Here is an 18,200-nt window from a genome sequence, read left to right as displayed (position 1 = left end):
AGTGCTTGTGAGGTGCCCGTGGGGTGAGAGCGCCGTTGGGTCGATCGAACTGAACTTAGAACGGCGTGACTGGCACGAACTGTATGAGAGGGCGAGCGGCCCTCACCGATTAGCCAACATCGACCCTGGAGGAATCCCAATGCTCAATTCCAAGTACGAGGCTTGCATCCAGGCCTGTTCCAATTGCGCCATCGTGTGTGAAACCTGCGCCGCATCCTGCTTGCGGGAAGATGACGTGAAAATGATGGCGCGCTGTATCGAGCTGGACCGCGACTGCGCCGACCTTTGCGCACTCGCCGCCACGCTGATGACACGCGACAGTACGTTGGCCAAAGAGATGTGCCGTATCTGTGCCCAGGCCTGCCGTGAATGCGGTGAAGAATGTGGCAAACATCAGATGGACCACTGCCAGGCCTGCGCCGAAGCCTGTCGCAAATGTGCTGAAGAATGCGAAAAAATGGCTGCCTGACACTTGCCGTTCGGTCCAAAGGGTCGCGCAGCCACAGCTGCCGGCCCTTTTTCAGGCCAGCCAATCAAGCGTCAAAAGCGGCTGGGCGACACCAGCCAAGCAAGGCGGCAGTTCATGCTGCCAGGCTGCCAAGTTGATGCCGTCCTGTAGCACGTCGCTCAGCACCGCTGGTGTTTTTGCCGCATGCTTGTCGTGGGTTGGCAGTGACCGCAGAAAGCGCCAGCATCACGTGACTTCCTGATACCAGGGACCGAACGGGTCCGGCATCCGCAACCAGTGCTCCGAACCGAGATTCCATTCCGGATCGCTGAGGAGGCAGGCGTCCAACTCCGCACGCAGTTGGGCGAAGTCGATGTTCTGTCCGATGAAAACCAGCTCCTGCCGGCAGTCGCCGCTGTCTTCATGCCACTTCAGGCGGATCGCTGCCCGCGACTCCTCATCAACCGGCCACTGGTCCTCCGCTGTGAAACGCCACCAACGCCCGGCATAGTCGTAGCGCATCAACCCGCCGGCTTGAGACCAGCTACCGGCCTCCTGTGGGCGGCTCGCCAGCCAGAAGTAACCCTTTGAGCGCAGCAGACGGCCGTTGGTCCATTCGCGACTGAGGAAGTCGTGAAACCGTTGCGGATGGAAGGGACGCCGGGCGAGATAGCCGGTGGACGCAATACCGTATTGCTCCGTCTCGGGCGCGTGCTCGCCGCGCATCTCCTTGAGCCAACCCGGTGCCTGGGCAGCTCGCTCGAAATCGAAGCGACTGGTATCGAGGATCTTCGCCAGCGCTACGTTGCCCATGCTCATGGGCAGAATTTCGGCGTGGGTGTTCAGGCGGCTCAGGATCGCGCTCAGCTCCTCGCGCTCGGCGCTGGATATCAGGTCGATCTTGCTGATCAGGATGACGTCAGCGAACTCCACTTGCTCGATCAGCAGCTCTGTAATCGAGCGCTCGTCGTCGTCACCCAGGGTTTCGCCACGGCTCGCCAGACTTTCCGCCTCATGGAAGTCGCGCAGGAAATTGACCCCGTCGACCACCGTGACCATGGTGTCCAGCCTCGCCAGGTCGGCGAGGCTCTGACCTTGCTCGTCGCGAAAGGTGAAGGTCTCGGCCACTGGCAGCGGCTCGGAGATGCCGGTGGACTCGATCAGCAGATAGTCGAAACGGCCTGCTCGCGCCAGCTTGCCGACCTCTTCGAGCAGGTCCTCGCGCAAGGTGCAACAGATGCAGCCGTTGCTCATCTCGACCAGCTTTTCTTCGGCGCGGTTGAGGCTGACGTCGCGCTGGACTTCGCCGCCATCGATGTTGATTTCGCTCATATCGTTGACGATCACCGCCACGCGGAGGCCGTCGCGGTTCTTCAGGATATGATTCAGCAGCGTGCTTTTGCCGGCGCCCAGAAAGCCGGACAGCACGGTGACGGGGAGGCGATTCATGGCGTTCTCTCAGGCGGTTCGTTGGTGTTTTTCGCGTTGTTCCTGACGCTCTTTGGCTTCGATGCACAGAGTCGTGGTGGGGCGTAGCAAAAGCCGTTTCAGCCCGATGGGCTCGCCGGTTTCGGCGCACCAGCCGTAATCACCTTGGGCGAGGCTGTCCAGCGAGTCGTCGATCTTGTCGAGCAGTTTCTTTTCCCGTTCCAGCAGCCTCAGCTGCCATTGGCGTTGTTCTTCAGCCGTGCCGACATCGGATGAATCGCTGCTGGGCTCTTGTTCGCGCAATTGTTGGAACTCGTCAGCGATACGGACCTGCAGTTCGGTGCGCTGACGCAGCAGCAGGTCCCGGAAGAATGCTTGCTGGGCTTCGTTCATGTAGGCATCGGCGGGTTGGGCTAGGAGTTCGGCTTGGGTCATGGTGGAGGGTACGGTAAGTGGTTAAATAATAGTTATAACATAACAATAACATGACACCGCTGCGATCAGCGAGTGCAACTAAACAACGCCCGAATAGATGGAGTTGCGCTCGCCAGAAATCCATGAGGCGGAGGTAAGGCTTGGACGTCGGGGTTGGGGTTAACAGGCGTCCAGTGGCTAGCGCCGAGCAGATCGGCCGTGGCGCTGGATCAATAGCCCACCCCGAGGCAGGCGATTAGCCGGCTGCGCAGCTTGTACTCCAGCGGCTCGGCAATGTGTGCGGGCAAGAACGTGCCGACCATATGCCGGTGGGTTATCTGGCTATTGGTATATCGACCTAGCCTTTCGCCATGTATCGCCAATGGGATGGCGTTCACGACCAGAATCACCGAGCCGAGGTGGTTCGGTGGCGCATCATCCGGGTTTTGTAGTCTCTATTGCACGAAGTCGGTACTGGCCCGGCGTCATTCCGACCACCGATTTGAAGTCGTGGATGAAATGAGCCTGATCGGCGTAACCGCAGCTCAGTGCCGTGTCCAGTAGCGACCCACCGATCCGTAGCTCACCGCGTACCAGCGCCACGCGCTGAATTCGACTGAACTGCTTGGGCGTCAGCCCGACCTGATGACGAAAGAGTCGCTCCAACTGCCGCTGGCCTAGCGGGACTGCCTGCATCAGATCGGACAGCCGCGCGCGCCCCTGGTGGGCCGCGATCTGGCTCAGCAACTGCAGCGCAGGAGATCGCCTCGTCTGCGCATCGTTCAGCCGTGCCAGCAACTCGCGCTCTACCAGCCTCTGCTGCGCATCCCGATCCAACTCTGTCAGTGCGTCACTCAAGCCCGCCAGCCCTAGGCCAGGCCCATCGTCGAGATGGACGCCTGATAGCTCATCCAACCCCACACCGAAAAAGGCTGAACCCATACCGGGACGAAAACGCACCCCCATCAGCTTTACCCGAGCGGCGAGTTGCAAGCGGCTGCTGGTCAATTGCGGCCCAGCGATCAATGCCGCAGCGCTGTGAGCGGCGCCATCGAGTTGCAAGGGCTCGGCAAAATTGAAGATCAGGCCACAGCCGCCATCCGGATGCAGCAGCTGGGCGTCAGGTGCGGCGGCAGAATCACCGTCAAGCCACCAGAAACGCTGCACGTAAGCGGCTAGCGCCGGGCTGGGTGGCCGGGCGGCGAAGCCTGAAATACGGGGCTCGCGCTCGTGCAGTGAGGGCATGGTGGCCGTGCTCAAGATGTCGAATTTCTACAATAGTGCGTCTCAGCGGCTATGTAGGCTAGACCCATCCAAACCGAGGAGACACCCCATGCGCATGAACTACCAAGCCGCTGCTCCAGATGCCATCAAGGCCATGTTGGGCCTTGAAACTTACCTGGCGCGCCAGAGCCGCAGTGAAGACGGTATCGACAAGCCATTGATGGAGCTTGTGAAGATTCGCGTCTCGCAGATCAACCGCTGTGCATTCTGCATCGACATGCACACCAAGGATGCCCGCGCCAGCGGCGAAACCGAGCAGCGCATCTATGCCTTGAGCGCCTGGCGGGAGACGCCGTTTTTCACTGACCGTGAGCGCGCCGCGTTGGCCTGGGCCGAGGCCAATACGCTGCTGCCAAACGGGGTTGAGCAAGCCCTGTTCGACGAGGTGCGCCAGCAGTTTTCCGAGGCGCAGTTGACCAACCTCACGCTGGCGATAGCGACCATCAACGCCTGGAACCGTTTTGGTGTGTCCTTCGCACCGGTGCCGGGCAGCTACCAGCCGGCTTGAACCACAGGCCCGAGCGGTCTGTGGCGGCAAATTCATTGCTTGCTTGGTTGCATCAGCCTGACAAGCCTCGCCAGCAGCTGCCTCTGCCCGGTCGAGGCACTCAGCGTTGCGCTCTGCCTCGTCACGCCGTCGCAGCAGCGCGCTTGCTGACGATAGATCAAGAAGCTGTCCAGACACGGGCGCCGCAACCGCAGCGCCCGTGTCCGGTCGCTTTGCTTGCTACGGCGCAACCGCACCAAGCCGCATGAAGCGCGTCTCGCCGCTGGCATCCTCCACGCCATCGTTATCAGTGACGACGAACAGACGGCCCTGATTATCGACCGCAGCGCCTTCGACCTTGTCCAGCACCCAGCCTCCGGTGCTCTGCAGGTCGGGCAGCAGATCGCGCTCCAGCCGCTTGCTCACCAATGGGAAACGTTGGCCTTCGGCTACGGGCTGCACGCCGTTCAGATCGATGCGGTACAAGCGTTTGACCTTGGCGGCAGGGCCTTGCTGGTTGTCGCGTTCAATGACCAGGAACTGGCCGTTGTCGATGGCCGTCAGCTCGGACAAGCCGACCCAGCCGCCTCCGACAGGCGGGTCGAGCGGGTAATGGACGAAGCCCCATTCGCCGTTGGTCGGATTGAACACGCCGATGCGGGCCTTGCCGGCCGTGTCGTTCTTCCACTCGCGTTGAAAGGCCACATACACGCGGCTGGCGGTGCCTTCACCAGCCACCGCAATGCCCTCGAAACCGTTGCTGGTCTGCTGGGCCGCTACGTCTGCCGGTAGCGCATATTCATTCAGCACCTCGCCGTTGGCATTCGTGTGGATCAGCAGGTTCGGCTTGGCTTTGCCGTTGCCTTCCGAGGCCAGCCAGAAGTCGCCATTGCCGGCCTGGGCGATGCCCTCGAGGTCATAATCGACGGTCTTGCCGGCATTGCGCAGCTCGATCTGCCCATCAATGACGGCCGGCGTCTTGCTCGTATCGACATTGAAGATCCGCGAGGCGTTGTAGTAGCTGTCTGGGACGGCGTAGAGCCGGTTATTCTGCGTATGGTCCGCGACCATCCCGCTGAGCGCGCTCCAAGGAATTAGCTGGCTGTCCGGCGAGCGGATCTCCGGATAGGACGATGCCTTGGCGCCGAACTGGTAGATCGAAATGGTCGAGCGATAGCCGTCCTCGGCCGAGTCTTCCTCACTGCTGACCACCAGTAAGTTGCGCGCCGGGATCGGCAGGATGCCTTCGGGGCCCATGCCGGCCGGTAACAACTGATGCATCACGGGTGCCCACGGACGCGCCATGTCGTACACGGCTACCGCATTGCCGCGCTCGCTGCCGACGAACAGGAAGTCCTGCTTGCGGAAGCTGCCCGAGGCGATCCCTTCCGGCTCGATACCCTTGTTCTCCGAGCGGTTCTCTGGGTAGTGCCCGGCGCGGATGAAGGCGTGCTCCATCGACACGTCGGCGTCATGCCAGACCTGGCCGTTGTAGTCGAACAGGGTGAAGCCGCGGCTGCCGCCTTCTTCCCCGTTTGCATCTTCATAGTCGCCTTCGTTGGCGGTGGCCAGCAGCGGGCCAACCCAGGCGATGGAATCCGGTTCGCGGCGTTTGCCTTTGAGGGCGCCCACCGACTCGATGCGGTCATTCTCTTCCACGTCCACGCCGTTCAGATCAACCTGGCCGGCGCTGAAATGGCGCAGGACCCGGCCGCGGCGCAGGTCGACCAGCACGATGTGGTTGTTTTCCTGCAAGGTCACGGCGGCAACATCCTGATCATTGATGCTGACGTACTCAGGCTCGGGATCGTTCGGCGCCACCTCGGTCAGGCCGGTCAGACTCACGTCTCGGGTGCTCCAGCGCGATGGCTGGCCCTTGAGGTCGACGATGCGCAGGAAGCCGCCCGGAAGCTGTGGAAGCAGGCCATCGTTCAGGTCTTCGTCGCGCTCGTTCTCGATCGCCACTGCGGCGTAACGGCCCCTTGGGCTAATCGCGATGGAATCCGGCTGGCCGCCCATGGGCAGCGTGGCGACGCGCTTGGGCTGTGCCGGGTTACGGATGTCGAACACCGCGAGCACGCCGTCGGGCTGGGCGACACTGAGGGAGGTATTGACAGCCACGAGTGCAAAGTGATGATGCACGGCGACCGAGGTCGGCTCGCCTTCAAGCTTGACGAAGCCTGCAGGCTTCGGCGATTTCGGGTCTTGAATGTCGACCAGACCGATCCGCTCGCCGGGACTATCGGTGTAAATCAGCGTACGGCCATCGCGGCTGACGGCAGTGATTTCAGCGACGGTCTGTTTCGAGGCATCTTCATCGGCGCCGAGGTTGCGGTACACCGGAAACGTCGCGATCCGCTCAAAGTATTCCGCGTTGCGCGACGAGACAGCCTCTGAGGCAAGCGGCAGTAGGGCCAGTGTCAACGCAGTGGAAAGCGCGGTGCGGGTCAGACGGGTCGGTGTTTTCATGCGAGCCTCGGGCGATTGGCGATTTGGATTCAGCCAAAACACGCTAGGCGGGGAGTGTTACGAGGGCGTGACGGGGTTGCGCGGGTGGCGAAGATTGAATCTTTTGATGGATAGAGGCGGCGTAACAGCGTGTTCAGCCTGTCTCGCCGGTTCCGCCTCCTAACCTGTATTGCCTATTTCGGACTGAGCTCCAGCAAACGGCCGCCATCCCCGTCTTCCAGCAGCCAGATGCTGCCGTCCGGACCTTGTTCGACTTCGCGAATGCGTGCGCCCATGTCGTAGCGTGCGGCCTCGCTGGCCGCTTCGCCGTTCAAGGTCACGCGCACCAGGGCCTCGGCCGACAGGCCACCGATAAACGCATCACCTTTCCAGTCGGCAAACCGGTCGCCGTCATAGATGATCATGCCGGCAGGGGAGATCACCGGTGTCCAGGAGATCTTGGGCGCTATGAATTCGGGGCGCGTATCGTGATCGGGAATCGGGCGGCCCCCGTAGTGGTCGCCGTTGGAGACTTCGGGATAACCGTAGTTGCCGGCTTTCTGGATCAGGTTGAATTCGTCGCCGCCTTCCGGGCCCATCTCGTGTTCCCACAGCCGACCCTGGTCGTCGAAGGCGATCCCCAGCGGGTTGCGGTGCCCCAGCGACCAGATCTGCGCGGTTACACCTCCCTTGTCGGCAAAGGGATTGTCATCCGGCACGCTGCCATCAGCGTTCAGGCGCAGGATCTTGCCCATGGTGCTTTCCATGTCCTGCGCAGGCTTGAATTTCTGGCGCTCGCCAGAGGAGATCCAGAGCTTGCCGTCCGGGCCGAATGCGAGACGGTGTCCGTAGTGGCCTTTGCCAGAAACCTTCGGCGTTTGTTGCCAGATTACTTGTGTATCGGAAAGTGAGCCGCCATCGGCGCCCAATTCGAGCTTAGCGCGGGCGACCGCTGCGCCCCGGTTGTCACCGTCGCCATGCTCGGCATAGCTGAGATAGATGATGTTGTTCTGGGCAAAATCCGGATGGAGGACGACATCGCCGAACCCTCCCTGGCCGCCATAGGCCACCTCCGGTACACCATCGATTGCCTGGACCTTGCCGGTCTTCACATCGACGCGCTTGAGTGCGCCGCGTTTTTCGGTAACGAGCGCAGTGCCGTCCGGCAAAAAGGTCATGGCCCAGGGTTCGGAAAAGCTGGCTCGCGGTGTGGCGCTGAACGGCCATTGGTCCTGCTCAATGGCTGCGGGCGCTGCACCCGCGAGCGATGCGGCCCCAATAGCTATGGCGCTGACGATATGTAACGAAAGTCGCTTCATAACCATCTTTTCTCCAAAAGTCAGGCCCCGGCGCTACTGCGCTGGAGCCTTGCGGTTAACGCTGGAGCTGTTCCGGACGCAACAGCCAGCGTGGCCGAGCATCCGTGTTATTGCGTTGGAGCCACGCGCCACACAATGTTGGCCAGGTCGTCAGCAACGATCAGCGCGCCCCTTGGGTCGACCGTTACCCCCACTGGCCGACCATGTGTTCCTTCGGCTGTGCGAAAGTCCGTCATGAAATCAACGGGCTCGCCCGAGGGTTTTCCATTCCTGAACGGAACGAAGACCACCTGATAGCCGGACGGCTGCGCGCGGTTCCAGCTGCCGTGCTCCCCAACGAACACACCTTCGGCGAACCTCTCACCCATGACCGATGAGGAGAAGTCCACACCGAGCGCGGCGACGTGCGGGCCGAGCGCATAGTCCGGCTTGATTGCGGTGGCGACCAGATCGGGTTTCTGTGGCCGAACGCGATCATCGACGTGCTGGCCCCAGTAGCTGTAAGGCCAGCCGTAGAAGCCGTCTTCGCGTATCGAAGTCAGGTAATCAGGGACCAGATTCGGGCCGAGTTCGTCACGTTCGTTCACCACGGCCCACAGCTGGTCCGTACCGGGCCGTATCGTCAGCGCCGTCGGGTTACGCACACCCGTCGCGTAGGGCTTGTGAGCCCCCGTCTCTGCGTCGACCTGCCAGATCACAGCGCGGTCGACTTCAGCCTCCATTCCGCGCTCGGTAATGTTGCTGTTGGAGCCGATGCCGACATAGAGGTACTGCCCATCGGGGCTGACAGTCAGCGCCTTGGTCCAGTGATGATTGATCTCGCGCGGGAGGTCCGTGACCTTGACCGGCTCACCGCTGGCCTCGGTCTGGCCCTCCTGATACTCGAAGCGCACCAGCGCATCCTGATTGGCGACATAGAGATTGCCATCGTGGAAGGCCAGGCCATACGGCGCGTTGAGGTTGTCAGCGAACACTTTCTGCAACTCATACACACCATCACCATCGGCATCGCGCAGCAACGTCAGACGGTCGCCGCTTTTGACGGAAGTGGTGCCCTTGGACTTGATATAGCCGGCGATCACATCCTTCGGCCTGAGCTTGGGCGCGTTGCCGCCCATGCCTTCGGCGACGATGATGTCCCCGTTCGGCAGCACCAGGGTCTGCCGCGGGACCTGCAGATCGGTCGCGATCGCGCTGACGGTGTAACCCTCTGGGACGGTCGGCTTCTTATCGCCCCAGCCGACAGGGTCGGCAATCGTCATGCTGGGCAATAATCCGCGCTCGGGATCGACGAGCTTGGGGTTTTCCCCTTTCACCAAGGCGATGTCCTCATCCGCACCGCCGCACGCGCTCAATAACAGCGCCATGGTCAGCGCGCTTAACAGGCTTGCGTATTTCATGCTTCACCTCCCGAACGCAGATTGGTAAAGCCAAGCCAGGTCGCCGCGCAGACCAGGAGGGTCACGATCACCGAAAGAATCAGGCCTGATGGCATGCTCGCCCAGGCGTCTTTGGCGTGCACGAGCGCATTAAAAAAACCCAGCACCCAGGTAGCGGCCAGGAGCATCAGATAGATCAGTGGCCGCCCTTTCTTGTGGGTAGCTTTGACCAGATTGACCAGCGCGAAGAGGATCGCCAATCCGCAGAAAACCAGGCCGCCAGCAATCAGCCACGACGCGAAATTGGTCCACTGGATTTCATAAGTCTGGAAGTAGGCGATATCACTTAGCAGGCCGCCAAGAAACAGCGGAACGGTGCCCGCGAGCAACGTCGCGTGAACCGGGTTCGGTACATGACGGGAGATACTGTGTGTCGTGTGGTGCGTGCTGTGGGTGATAACGGTCACGGGGGCATCCTCATCGCTGGGAGACCCAGGCCTGATGCGTCGCGCGGATGCGCCTGCTGCCTGGCTCGCTCTGACTGTGCATAAATGGGGATCGTGCCGTTGGGGGGGAAGTTCACTTCGGTTGGTCTTGATTGGCGCGTCTCGAGGCGCATGTGCGTGCTGATCCGCCTGTTAGGTGGCACGCAACCGTATCAGGCTCGCAAGGATTTTTTACGGCTGACGAGTCCAGCTCAGGCAGGCGCTCAGCGAGTGCGTTCGATAATCCAAAAAGTTTCTTCGCTTGTTTTATCGGTAATTAATCCCCAATTTTCTGTGTCTCTTTCAGAGTTCTGGCGATTCTGCAGGGCGTCACGAAAAATTTCTCTAGTTCACTAATAATATTAGTTTCGTGAGTCTATTCGAATTAATCATGGTTCTTTGCGGTAGTATTAATCAGTGCATGAATACTCGCTCTAAAGATTGATTGTTTGGTTTTCCTCTGTTGTTATTCTTCCGCGGGCTGAAAAAGCGTGCACAAAATTGAAACATTATTATTGAAAGATGCACCTTCCTGGCCGCCATTGGCCAATGGCAGTGGCTCTGCAAGGCAGGATTTATAAGGTTCTGGAGTTGGCATTGCACCTGCATGATATTGTTTGAGTTAGGCTGAGGTTGGCGCCTCTTTAATGAAGTGCGGCGCGAATAAAATGTGACGTTTCCCTATTGAGTCGGTCGTGTTTAGACGGGCCCTGCGGTAGCTATGCAATTAGCCTATTGACCCTGAATAGGCAGGTATCCCAAATTCTTTCCTCTAGCGTCCGGATTTTCATAGCGGGTTGTATGTCGAGCTGGCTCGATTCTGACAAGTAATGTCGGAGCGTTGTTTTCGCATATCGATAGCCGGCGAAGATAATTTCTTTGATATCGCAATAAGCGTTTCGTTTGTTTTTAACTGTCCGCGCCGTAACTAGGTCGCGGTCTGGCGGTAGCCTTGCCTGGAAAAGGGCAAATGAACGTTAGTGGCTGGGTTGAAAAAGGAACCTTCTATGCGTACGGAAAACTCTTCAAACAGGAGTGAAGAAGATGGACAGGAAATCAACCCGGTTCAGATACTCGCCATCGTTATAGATAACTGGCGGTTCATAGCGCTCATTACAGGCCTTTTTGGAGCCCTGGCGCTAGCCTATGCGCTGTCTGCGAGACCTTTGTTTGAAGCGGTATCGATGCTTGAGGTCGAGCCGAAGAGCCCCGGCGCTGCGAGCTTCTCCGAGCGTCACGAAAGTGTGGCACTTAATGTCCCGCCCGCCATTGCTCAGACGCATGTGATGAAATCTGCAGCCGTACTCGGAGCGGCAGTGGACGCCTTGCAGCTGGATATCTCGGTTCGGCCGAAGGCAATCCCAATCATCGGTGAGTTTCTTTCACGCCATTTCATATTCGATGCAAACCGAGATGAGCTGCCGCGTATCGAGTTACTGGATGTACCCAAGGTGTTGCGCGATAAGCCGCTCAGGCTGCTGGTCGGTCAGGATGACGCATTTCAGTTGTTAGATCCGAGGGGGCGCGAGCTGCTGTCCGGCATCGCCCCGCATGGGGCACAAAGTTCCGACGATGACGTGCAGTTAAAAATCAGTCGGCTCGACGCCGAGCCAGGCAGCGAATTCGTATTGACGAAGGAGCCGCGCCTGGCAGCGTTGCTGCGACTGCAAAACCAACTGCAGATTGACGAAGTGGAGGAGGGCTCAGGCATCTTTGTCCTCTCGATCACGGATGCCGATCCAGAGCGAGCGGTCAACATTCTTGCCGAAGTGATGAAAGCCTACGTGGCGCAGAACATTGAGCGCGCTGCGGCTGATGCCAGCAGCGGATTGGAATTCCTCACCACAGAGTTGCCCGCCATGCGGGCAAAGCTCGAACAATCGGAACTGGCTCTGAACCGCTTCCAAACACAGGCGGGTTCTGTCGACATCAGTCTTGAGATCGAGGGCAATCTGAATCAGCTGGTCGCGCTCGATTCGAAAATCTCGGTCCTGCGGCTGCAGCAGACGGAGCTAGCGAGTCGCTTTACCAGCGAACATCCGGCTTATCAGACGCTGGTCAACCAGATCGAGAGCCTGACGCTCGAGCAGCAGTCATTGTCCAGGAAAATTGGCACCCTTCCCGAAACCCAGCAGGAGCTGGTGCGTTTGAGCCGCGACGTTAAGGTTAACAATGAGATCTATCTGTTGATGTTGAACCGCGCCCAGGAGCTGGAAGTGATGCGCAACGGGATCGCCGGTAACGTCCATGTGCTTGACCAACCTGTAGCGGATACCATCAGCCCGGCCTGGCCAAATCGCAAGCTGGTCGTGTTGGGCGGTCTGGTTGTCGGTTTCGGTCTGGCGTTAGCGATTGTCTTTATTCGCCGCAAGCTCTACCCGAGCATTGAGAGCATCGATGAGATCGAGCGGCTGGGGTTGCCGGTCCTTGCGGCAGTGCCGATGTTTTCGGCAAAGCAGCTTGAAGGTGTTTTGGGCGACGGTGCGCCGGCGAAACAACCGGCGGTGTTGATGGGCGCAAATGATCCATGCACGGAGGCCCTACGCAGCCTGCGTACCTGCCTGCGTTTGTCCCTGCCGAACCGCCGCAACAACCTGATCATGCTCAGCGGTCCAAGTCCGGCCGTGGGAAAAAGTTTTATCTCGTTAAACTTTGCTGTCCTGGCCGCCCGTGCCGGGCAGCGGGTGTTACTCATCGATGCAGACATGCGGCGTGGGCACCTGCACGAAGCGTTAGCGCTAAGCGAGGAAAATGGCTTCGCTGAAGTGCTGCAAAACCAGAGCAGCGTGACGGCGGCGATCCGCCCAACCGCAGTCGAGAATCTTTCTTTCCTGCCGCGTGGCAAGCCCCCGCTGTGGCCTGCTGAACTGTTGCTCGAGCCGGTCTTGGAGAACGTTTTACAGCGCGTCGGCGAGCTTTTCGATCTGGTTGTAATCGACACGCCACCCCTGCTAGCTGTATCCGATGCGTTGATCATCGGTCAGCACACTGGAATCAATTTGATGGTGTTGCGCTTCGATTTTACTGCTGCACGCGAAGTTGAACTCGTCTTGCGCCGCTTCGAGCAGAACAATACGGAGTTGCATGGAGCGATCTTCAACTCAGTGGAAGAGCGGACGTCCACGCGGTATGGGTACAGCAAGAGCTGCTACCGGCTGGACTACCGCACAGTGCACTCCTGATCGCGCCGGTTGCCCGTCGCTACGCTGGTGAGTCATGGAGGTCTAATGAAGAAATTGTTTGCACGAGGCGCGCAATGGAATTGGGCGCTGCTCGACCAAGCGCTGGTCAGCGGCACCAATTTCCTCATGGGTGTGCTGCTGGTGCGCTACCTCGGTTTCGAGCAATACGGGTTGTTTGTGCTCGCTTGGATGGCGGTGCAGTTCGTCATGGGCGTGCAGAACGCACTGATTGTTTCGCCGATGATGTCCATCGCGCCAAAGTTGAGTGGCGCCAGGCGCAGCGGCTACTACGCCGCGACTCTCAGACTGCAAACGCTGCTGATAGCACTTGCCGCCTTACTGGTCGGGGCGCTGTCATTGATTCCGACCGTTTATCGGCCGCAGTGGCTTGCTGATGGTGCCACTCTGCCTTTGGTCAGCTGCATGGTCTTCCTGCAACTACAGGATTTTCTGCGGCGCAATCTTTTCTCGCGGCTTGCATCGCAGCGGGCGTTCTATGTCGACCTGATTGCCTACGGCGCACAACTGCCGTTAATGGTCATGGTGGTGGTAGTGTATCCGTCATTCCAGGCGGCCCTATTGAGTATCGTCGCGGCCATGCTGGTGTCGATCCTGGTGGGCGGACGCTGGCTGCCTCGAGCTGAAGGGCAGGCGCTGAATACCCGCGACGTGGCCGTTAGACATTGGCGTTCGTCGCGGTGGTTGCTGGGCTCAACACTGTTGCAGTGGCTGTCCGACAACTATTTCCTAATCATCGCTGGCGTCGTGCTGGGCCCGGCTGCGGTCGGAGCGATCCGGGGCGCGCAGAACTTGTTGGCGTTGACTCATATCTTCTTCCTCGGGCTGGAAAACGTGGTGCCGGGCGAGGCCAGTCAACGCTTTCATCACGACGGCATCCCTGCACTGCGTGGCTATCTGGTGAGGATCAGCCTGGTGCTGCTGGCCAGTACGGGGCTTGTCGCGGCGCTGGCGGCCCAATTTTCCAGGCCCTTGCTGAACCTCGCCTATGGTGCCGCCGATCCGATCAGCGTCGAGGCGCTGGGCTGGTACGTCCCGATCTACCTGCTGGTGGCGCTTGCTTTGCCGCTGCGCGCAGGGCTGCGGACGCTGGAGCAAACGCGGGCAATCTTCTTCGCCTATGTGCTGGGTACCGTCTTCGCCCTGCTTGCCGCTCGAACGCTGGTAACAGACTTCGGAGTGGCTGGCGTGATGTTTGGCATCCTGGTCAATCAGGTGGTGATGATAATCGTACTGACAACTTCTCTGGGGCTGGCTTGTCGCAGCGCACGTCCGGCCCTGGAGCACTGATAGCGAGTACTACCCACGCTCGCCTGTAACTCCCTTCTTCCATTGCGCGGAAACCTGCTCGACAACTGACTGTAGCGACGACTGATTGAGTTCATCGTCGGTTAGCCAGGCGTGCGTGTGTCTGCACGCCCCCGCTTTGTCGCTACCGCCAGCACCTCGCCCGGACAGGGCTGATCGATTTCCAACGCAGACGCTTCCTGGCGTGACTCTAGTTGTGTCCGACCGGCTGGTACCTGCCTGGACGCTTGCCATGTGCATCTACAACGCAGAGGGATACCTTCATGGGAAAACAACAGTCGCCCGACGGATCCGTATGTTCGGTGATCGGCCTTCCGATAAACGCACTGAGCTGGCATACGGCATTGTCTCTTCTGGCGCAATGGTCAAGTCGACGTGAAAGCCGATACGTGTGCATTTGCAATGTGCATTCATTAGTGACCGCACGCGGCGACGCGGCGTTCGCCAAGGTCATTCACGAGGCGGATATGGCGACGCCCGACGGTGCGCCGCTGGCCTGGATGTTGCGCCGGCTGGGCATGGTTCGGCAGGAACGAATTAACGGCCCGGACCTGATGTGGCGGTACTGTGCGGAAGCGGCCCATCGCGATGAGTCGCTCTTTCTGTTCGGCGGCCGGCAGGAGACGCTTGACGCGCTGCAGCGCGTGTTGCTGCAGAACTTCCCGTCGCTGCGTATTGCTGGCGCCTACTCGCCACCATATCGACCGCTTAGCCAGGAAGAAGACGATGCAATCGTGACCCTCATTAATGCATCGGGTGCCGGCACTGTCTGGGTCGGTTTGGGCTGCCCCAAGCAGGAGTTGTGGATGGCGGCGCACCAGGGTCGGATTCAGGCCGCGATGATCGGTGTGGGGGCTGCTTTTGATTACCACGCCGGAACCATCAGGCGAGCACCCATGTGGATGCAACGCGGCGGCCTGGAATGGTTTCACCGTCTGTGCAGTGAGCCGAGGCGTTTATGGAAGCGCTATTTCGTCACCAACTCGCTGTTCATCGTCTATGCAGGTCGCCAACTGCTGGGGCTTCTTCCTGCCGCGTCGATTGCGCCGACGCCGGCACCGGCATCAGGGGCGGTTGACCTAGAGCACAAGGCCCGGGAGTGGAAGTTTGCCTTGGGAAACATGCTGTGGGTTGTGCATTTCTCGCGTGTCCGACGGCATTGACCTCACCGACCCGTATTGCCAGCGCCCCGGGGCGAACGTGGTTGTCAGCCGAGGCGGTCATAGCTTTTGCGTTTCACTCAGGTCGCCGAGCCGGCGACACAGCTGGGAAAAGGACTAACGATGAGAGAGACCATACTCGTAACAGGAGGAGCCGGCTATATCGGCTCTCATACCACTCTGGTGCTCATGCTTGCCGGCTATGAAGTAGTAGTGTTGGACAGCCTGTGCAACAGCTCGGCCGAGTCGCTGCACCGGATCGCCACGCTTTGCGGCCGGACGCCCATATTCGTGCACGGCGATATCCGTAACGCTGCCCTGCTGGATAGCCTTTTCGCCTGTTACCCGATTACTGCAGTGCTGCACTTTGCCGGCCTCAAGGCTGTTGGCGAAAGCGTACGCAAGCCGCTTGAATATTACGCGGCCAATGTCGGTGGCAGTGGCGAGCTTTATCAAGCCATGGCTCGGGCGGGGGTTTATCGCCTGGTGTTCAGTTCTTCCGCTACGGTTTATGGCGACGCCAGCCAGATGCCGCTACGCGAAACTACCCCTACCAACTGGCCTACCAACCCTTATGGGCGGTCCAAGCTGATCGTTGAAGAAATGCTGCGTGACCTGGCTGCATGCGACCCGCGCTGGAGCATCGCCCTGTTGCGCTATTTCAACCCGATTGGTGCCCATGAAAGCGGCTTGATCGGTGATGACCCCAATGGCGTACCCAGCAATCTGCTGCCCTACCTCAGCCAAGTGGCAGTCGGTCGGCTGGCGGAGCTTTCAGTCTTTGGCGACAACTACCCGACCCGAGACGGCACCGGCGTACGGGACTACATCCATGTCATGGATCTGGCCGAAGGCCACGTCAAAACGTTGGATGCCCTGCGCGATCGCCGCGGGGTCTCAGTCTGGAATTTAGGCACTGGCGTCGGCCAGAGCGTTCTGGAAGTCATCGCAGCCTTTGAGCGTGCTAGCCAGCGCGCCATACCATACCGAGTGGTCGCTCGACGGCCCGGTGATGTAGCCGAGTGCTGGGCCGACCCGTCGCTCTCGGCTCTGGAGCTTGGCTGGAAAGCCAAGCGTGGTCTTGATCAGATGATGCGTGATGCTTGGCGCTGGCAGTCCGCCAACCCCAACGGCTATGCCTGTTCCGTCGAGGCTGCGGTTGCTGTTGAGGCTGGCTAATAATGCAGGAGTGGATTTGCAGTTGCCCCAGCGCCGCGTCTGTTAGTGACCAGTTACTGGCGGGCCTAATTGTAGAGGCTGGCTACCAAATAGCGCCTCTGTCAGTTCAGGGATAAGGCGGTCGCCGTGTTCGCCTACTGAGTTCTGCTGAAATAGGTTGAAGTCACCGAAGGCCTGATGCACGACCCAACCAGCGAACTGGTTCGCCTGGGTTTGCTCGCGGATCTTGCGCATGAAGTGCGCGCGTGAGGCTACGTCTTTCAGTGCAGGGGTTCCGTTGTAGTTGAACTCGGAGACGACGCCAAATTCACCGGCGATGATCCGTTTGGGGTTGGTACCGCTCGAAACCACCCAACGTTGTAGCTCGGACCAGTCCTCCCAGCGCGAACCATTGTCATACCACAGGTCATTGATCAGTCGGCTGTAACGAGCGATCTCCGATTTTTTCCGTTCTGAACTCAAGTGCGGATCCGCATTCACGCGGGCGCTGACGTCTGCGACCATCTGCGTCTGGCCGCCGACATAACGGGTGATTGGCATCGGGACGTTATACAGATGAGGTTGGCTGCCAATGCCCTGGTGAGTGAACTCGCCCGGTGCGTAGGGGTGAAAGGAGAACATGGTGTTGGCGTCGAAGTCGCTCAGGTTGAAGCGATTCAGTGCGCCATGCCAGCCGGCCTCCGGCTGCAGAATGATGGTCATGTCCGGAGCTTTGGAGCGGCATGCGGAGTGCCAGCCCGGTGCAGCCGAGCGGTAGTAGCCCGGCGTGAGATGCTCTCCCGGTGGTTCGTTGAGCATTTCAAGCGCCACCTGCTGCTTCGGGAAATAGCTGCCCATGGCTGAGCACAGCGTATTGAGAGCGTCATGAAAGCGCACTCGGCTGGCAGGATCATTGACCACGGCGATGCGTTCTTCCCAAGTCGAGGCCCAGGCAACCTGAACGCGGAAGCCGGTTTGTGCGGCCCGATCGATATAGCCGATCCAGCGCGACAGAGTGGCCTCCATGCTGACCGGCGGGGCCAAAAATTCTTCCAGCGAAATCCAGACCCGCAAGGTGTTGAAGCCGGCCGCCGATAGTGCGGTCAGGCGCGTCTGGGTCATGCCGTAGGCGGGCGCTTCCCAGTCATTCACTGGCGGTGTGATGTCGATGCCCTTGATGTCGCCTCGGGCCATGAACGCGGGGTTGGCTTGGGTGATCGTCGTCGAAGTATCTGCTGTAGCAGGGGGGGCGGACCCGCTGCGCGGCGCTGGCACTGTGCTTACCGTGTTTGGGGAGCCGACCTTGTTGCCGTCCAGAAGCCCGCCCTTGACGTAAATGCTGAGGTTGCTACCGACCCGGAACACTTTACTGATCTCGCGCAACTGCCCATCGGCGAAGCGCAGATGCACGCCGGGTTTGAATGCGTCGATGCTCGCCTGAGTGGCAGGAACCGAAAGCCCCGCATATTGGCGCCAGATACCCCGCAAGAAATCTTTGCTGGTGAAAGAGTTGATCTTTGAAACATACGCGGTTTCCGTCGAAACCGAAGTGGCTGCGTGAGCCTGAGTAAGTGCCAGGGGGGTGCAGCACAGGACAGCTGACGCAACGGACAGCAGCAGCGCCCGACGCGTCTGGTTGGAAAGAGTGTTAAGCATGATGGCTCTCAGCGACCTAATACTTC

Annotated in this window: 14 protein-coding genes; 6 read left to right on the top strand and 8 right to left on the bottom strand. The window is 59.8% G+C overall.

All coding sequences use genetic code 11. The features are described 5' to 3' along the window. The first annotated feature begins 139 nt into the window (after window positions 1–139). A complete protein-coding gene (locus BUE09_RS00835) occupies window positions 140–469 on the top strand; it encodes a four-helix bundle copper-binding protein (RefSeq protein WP_073298838.1) in 330 nt (109 codons plus the stop codon). A 225-nt stretch (window positions 470–694) separates the two neighbouring features. On the opposite strand, the gene zigA is transcribed toward BUE09_RS00835, so the two are convergent. The 3 genes from zigA to BUE09_RS00820 all read right to left on the bottom strand — a co-directional run bounded on the left by zigA (window position 695) and on the right by BUE09_RS00820 (window position 3,535). After that, on the bottom strand, window positions 695–1,897 hold the full coding sequence (gene zigA, locus BUE09_RS00830; RefSeq protein ID WP_073298837.1) for a zinc metallochaperone GTPase ZigA: 1,203 nt from the start codon (window positions 1,895–1,897) through the stop codon (window positions 695–697). A 9-nt stretch (window positions 1,898–1,906) separates the two neighbouring features. After that, window positions 1,907–2,311, bottom strand: coding sequence for an RNA polymerase-binding protein DksA (gene dksA, locus BUE09_RS00825; protein WP_073298836.1), 405 nt, complete (start codon window positions 2,309–2,311; stop codon window positions 1,907–1,909). Between the two features lie 414 nt (window positions 2,312–2,725). Beyond that, complete coding sequence (locus tag BUE09_RS00820; protein WP_073298835.1) at window positions 2,726–3,535, bottom strand: helix-turn-helix transcriptional regulator; 810 nt, start codon at window positions 3,533–3,535, stop codon at window positions 2,726–2,728. Window positions 3,536–3,623: 88 nt separating this feature from the next. On the opposite strand from BUE09_RS00820, the gene BUE09_RS00815 reads away from it, so the two are divergent. Next, window positions 3,624–4,082, top strand: coding sequence for a carboxymuconolactone decarboxylase family protein (locus BUE09_RS00815; RefSeq protein WP_073298834.1), 459 nt, complete (start codon window positions 3,624–3,626; stop codon window positions 4,080–4,082). 219 nt (window positions 4,083–4,301) lie between these two features. Here BUE09_RS00815 and BUE09_RS00810 read toward each other — a convergent pair whose 3' ends face one another. The 4 genes from BUE09_RS00810 to BUE09_RS00795 all read right to left on the bottom strand — a co-directional run bounded on the left by BUE09_RS00810 (window position 4,302) and on the right by BUE09_RS00795 (window position 9,674). Beyond that, a complete protein-coding gene (locus BUE09_RS00810) occupies window positions 4,302–6,530 on the bottom strand; it encodes an esterase-like activity of phytase family protein (protein WP_073298833.1) in 2,229 nt (742 codons plus the stop codon). Window positions 6,531–6,703: 173 nt separating this feature from the next. Beyond that, entirely contained in the window at window positions 6,704–7,828 is a 1,125-nt protein-coding gene (locus BUE09_RS00805; protein WP_073299454.1) for a PQQ-dependent sugar dehydrogenase, read from the bottom strand. 107 nt (window positions 7,829–7,935) lie between these two features. Beyond that, complete coding sequence (locus BUE09_RS00800) at window positions 7,936–9,228, bottom strand: PQQ-dependent sugar dehydrogenase (protein ID WP_073298832.1); 1,293 nt, start codon at window positions 9,226–9,228, stop codon at window positions 7,936–7,938. Continuing rightward, window positions 9,225–9,674, bottom strand: a complete 450-nt coding sequence (locus BUE09_RS00795; RefSeq protein ID WP_073298831.1) for a DUF2231 domain-containing protein — start codon at window positions 9,672–9,674, stop codon at window positions 9,225–9,227. The genes BUE09_RS00800 and BUE09_RS00795 overlap by 4 nt, the downstream gene beginning before the upstream one ends. Window positions 9,675–10,699: 1,025 nt before the next feature. On the opposite strand from BUE09_RS00795, the gene BUE09_RS00790 reads away from it, so the two are divergent. The 4 genes from BUE09_RS00790 (at window position 10,700) to galE (ending at window position 16,539) form a co-directional block, all read left to right on the top strand. Further along, window positions 10,700–12,874, top strand: coding sequence for a polysaccharide biosynthesis tyrosine autokinase (locus BUE09_RS00790; RefSeq protein ID WP_073298830.1), 2,175 nt, complete (start codon window positions 10,700–10,702; stop codon window positions 12,872–12,874). 45 nt (window positions 12,875–12,919) lie between these two features. Continuing rightward, on the top strand, window positions 12,920–14,182 hold the full coding sequence (locus BUE09_RS00785; protein ID WP_073298829.1) for an MATE family efflux transporter: 1,263 nt from the start codon (window positions 12,920–12,922) through the stop codon (window positions 14,180–14,182). A gap of 281 nt (window positions 14,183–14,463) precedes the next feature. Then, window positions 14,464–15,363, top strand: coding sequence for a WecB/TagA/CpsF family glycosyltransferase (locus tag BUE09_RS00780; protein ID WP_083380784.1), 900 nt, complete (start codon window positions 14,464–14,466; stop codon window positions 15,361–15,363). Window positions 15,364–15,483: 120 nt separating this feature from the next. Beyond that, window positions 15,484–16,539, top strand: coding sequence for a UDP-glucose 4-epimerase GalE (galE, locus tag BUE09_RS00775; RefSeq protein WP_073298827.1), 1,056 nt, complete (start codon window positions 15,484–15,486; stop codon window positions 16,537–16,539). A 42-nt stretch (window positions 16,540–16,581) separates the two neighbouring features. Here the strand turns inward: galE and BUE09_RS00770 are convergent, their stop codons facing one another. Beyond that, a complete protein-coding gene (locus tag BUE09_RS00770; protein ID WP_073298826.1) occupies window positions 16,582–18,174 on the bottom strand; it encodes a cellulase family glycosylhydrolase in 1,593 nt (530 codons plus the stop codon). Window positions 18,175–18,200: the final 26 nt, after the last annotated feature.

It is taken from the genome of Stutzerimonas xanthomarina DSM 18231 (assembly GCF_900129835.1).
Lineage (GTDB): Bacteria > Pseudomonadota > Gammaproteobacteria > Pseudomonadales > Pseudomonadaceae > Stutzerimonas > Stutzerimonas xanthomarina.
This window is presented reverse-complemented; position numbering and strand designations above follow the sequence as displayed.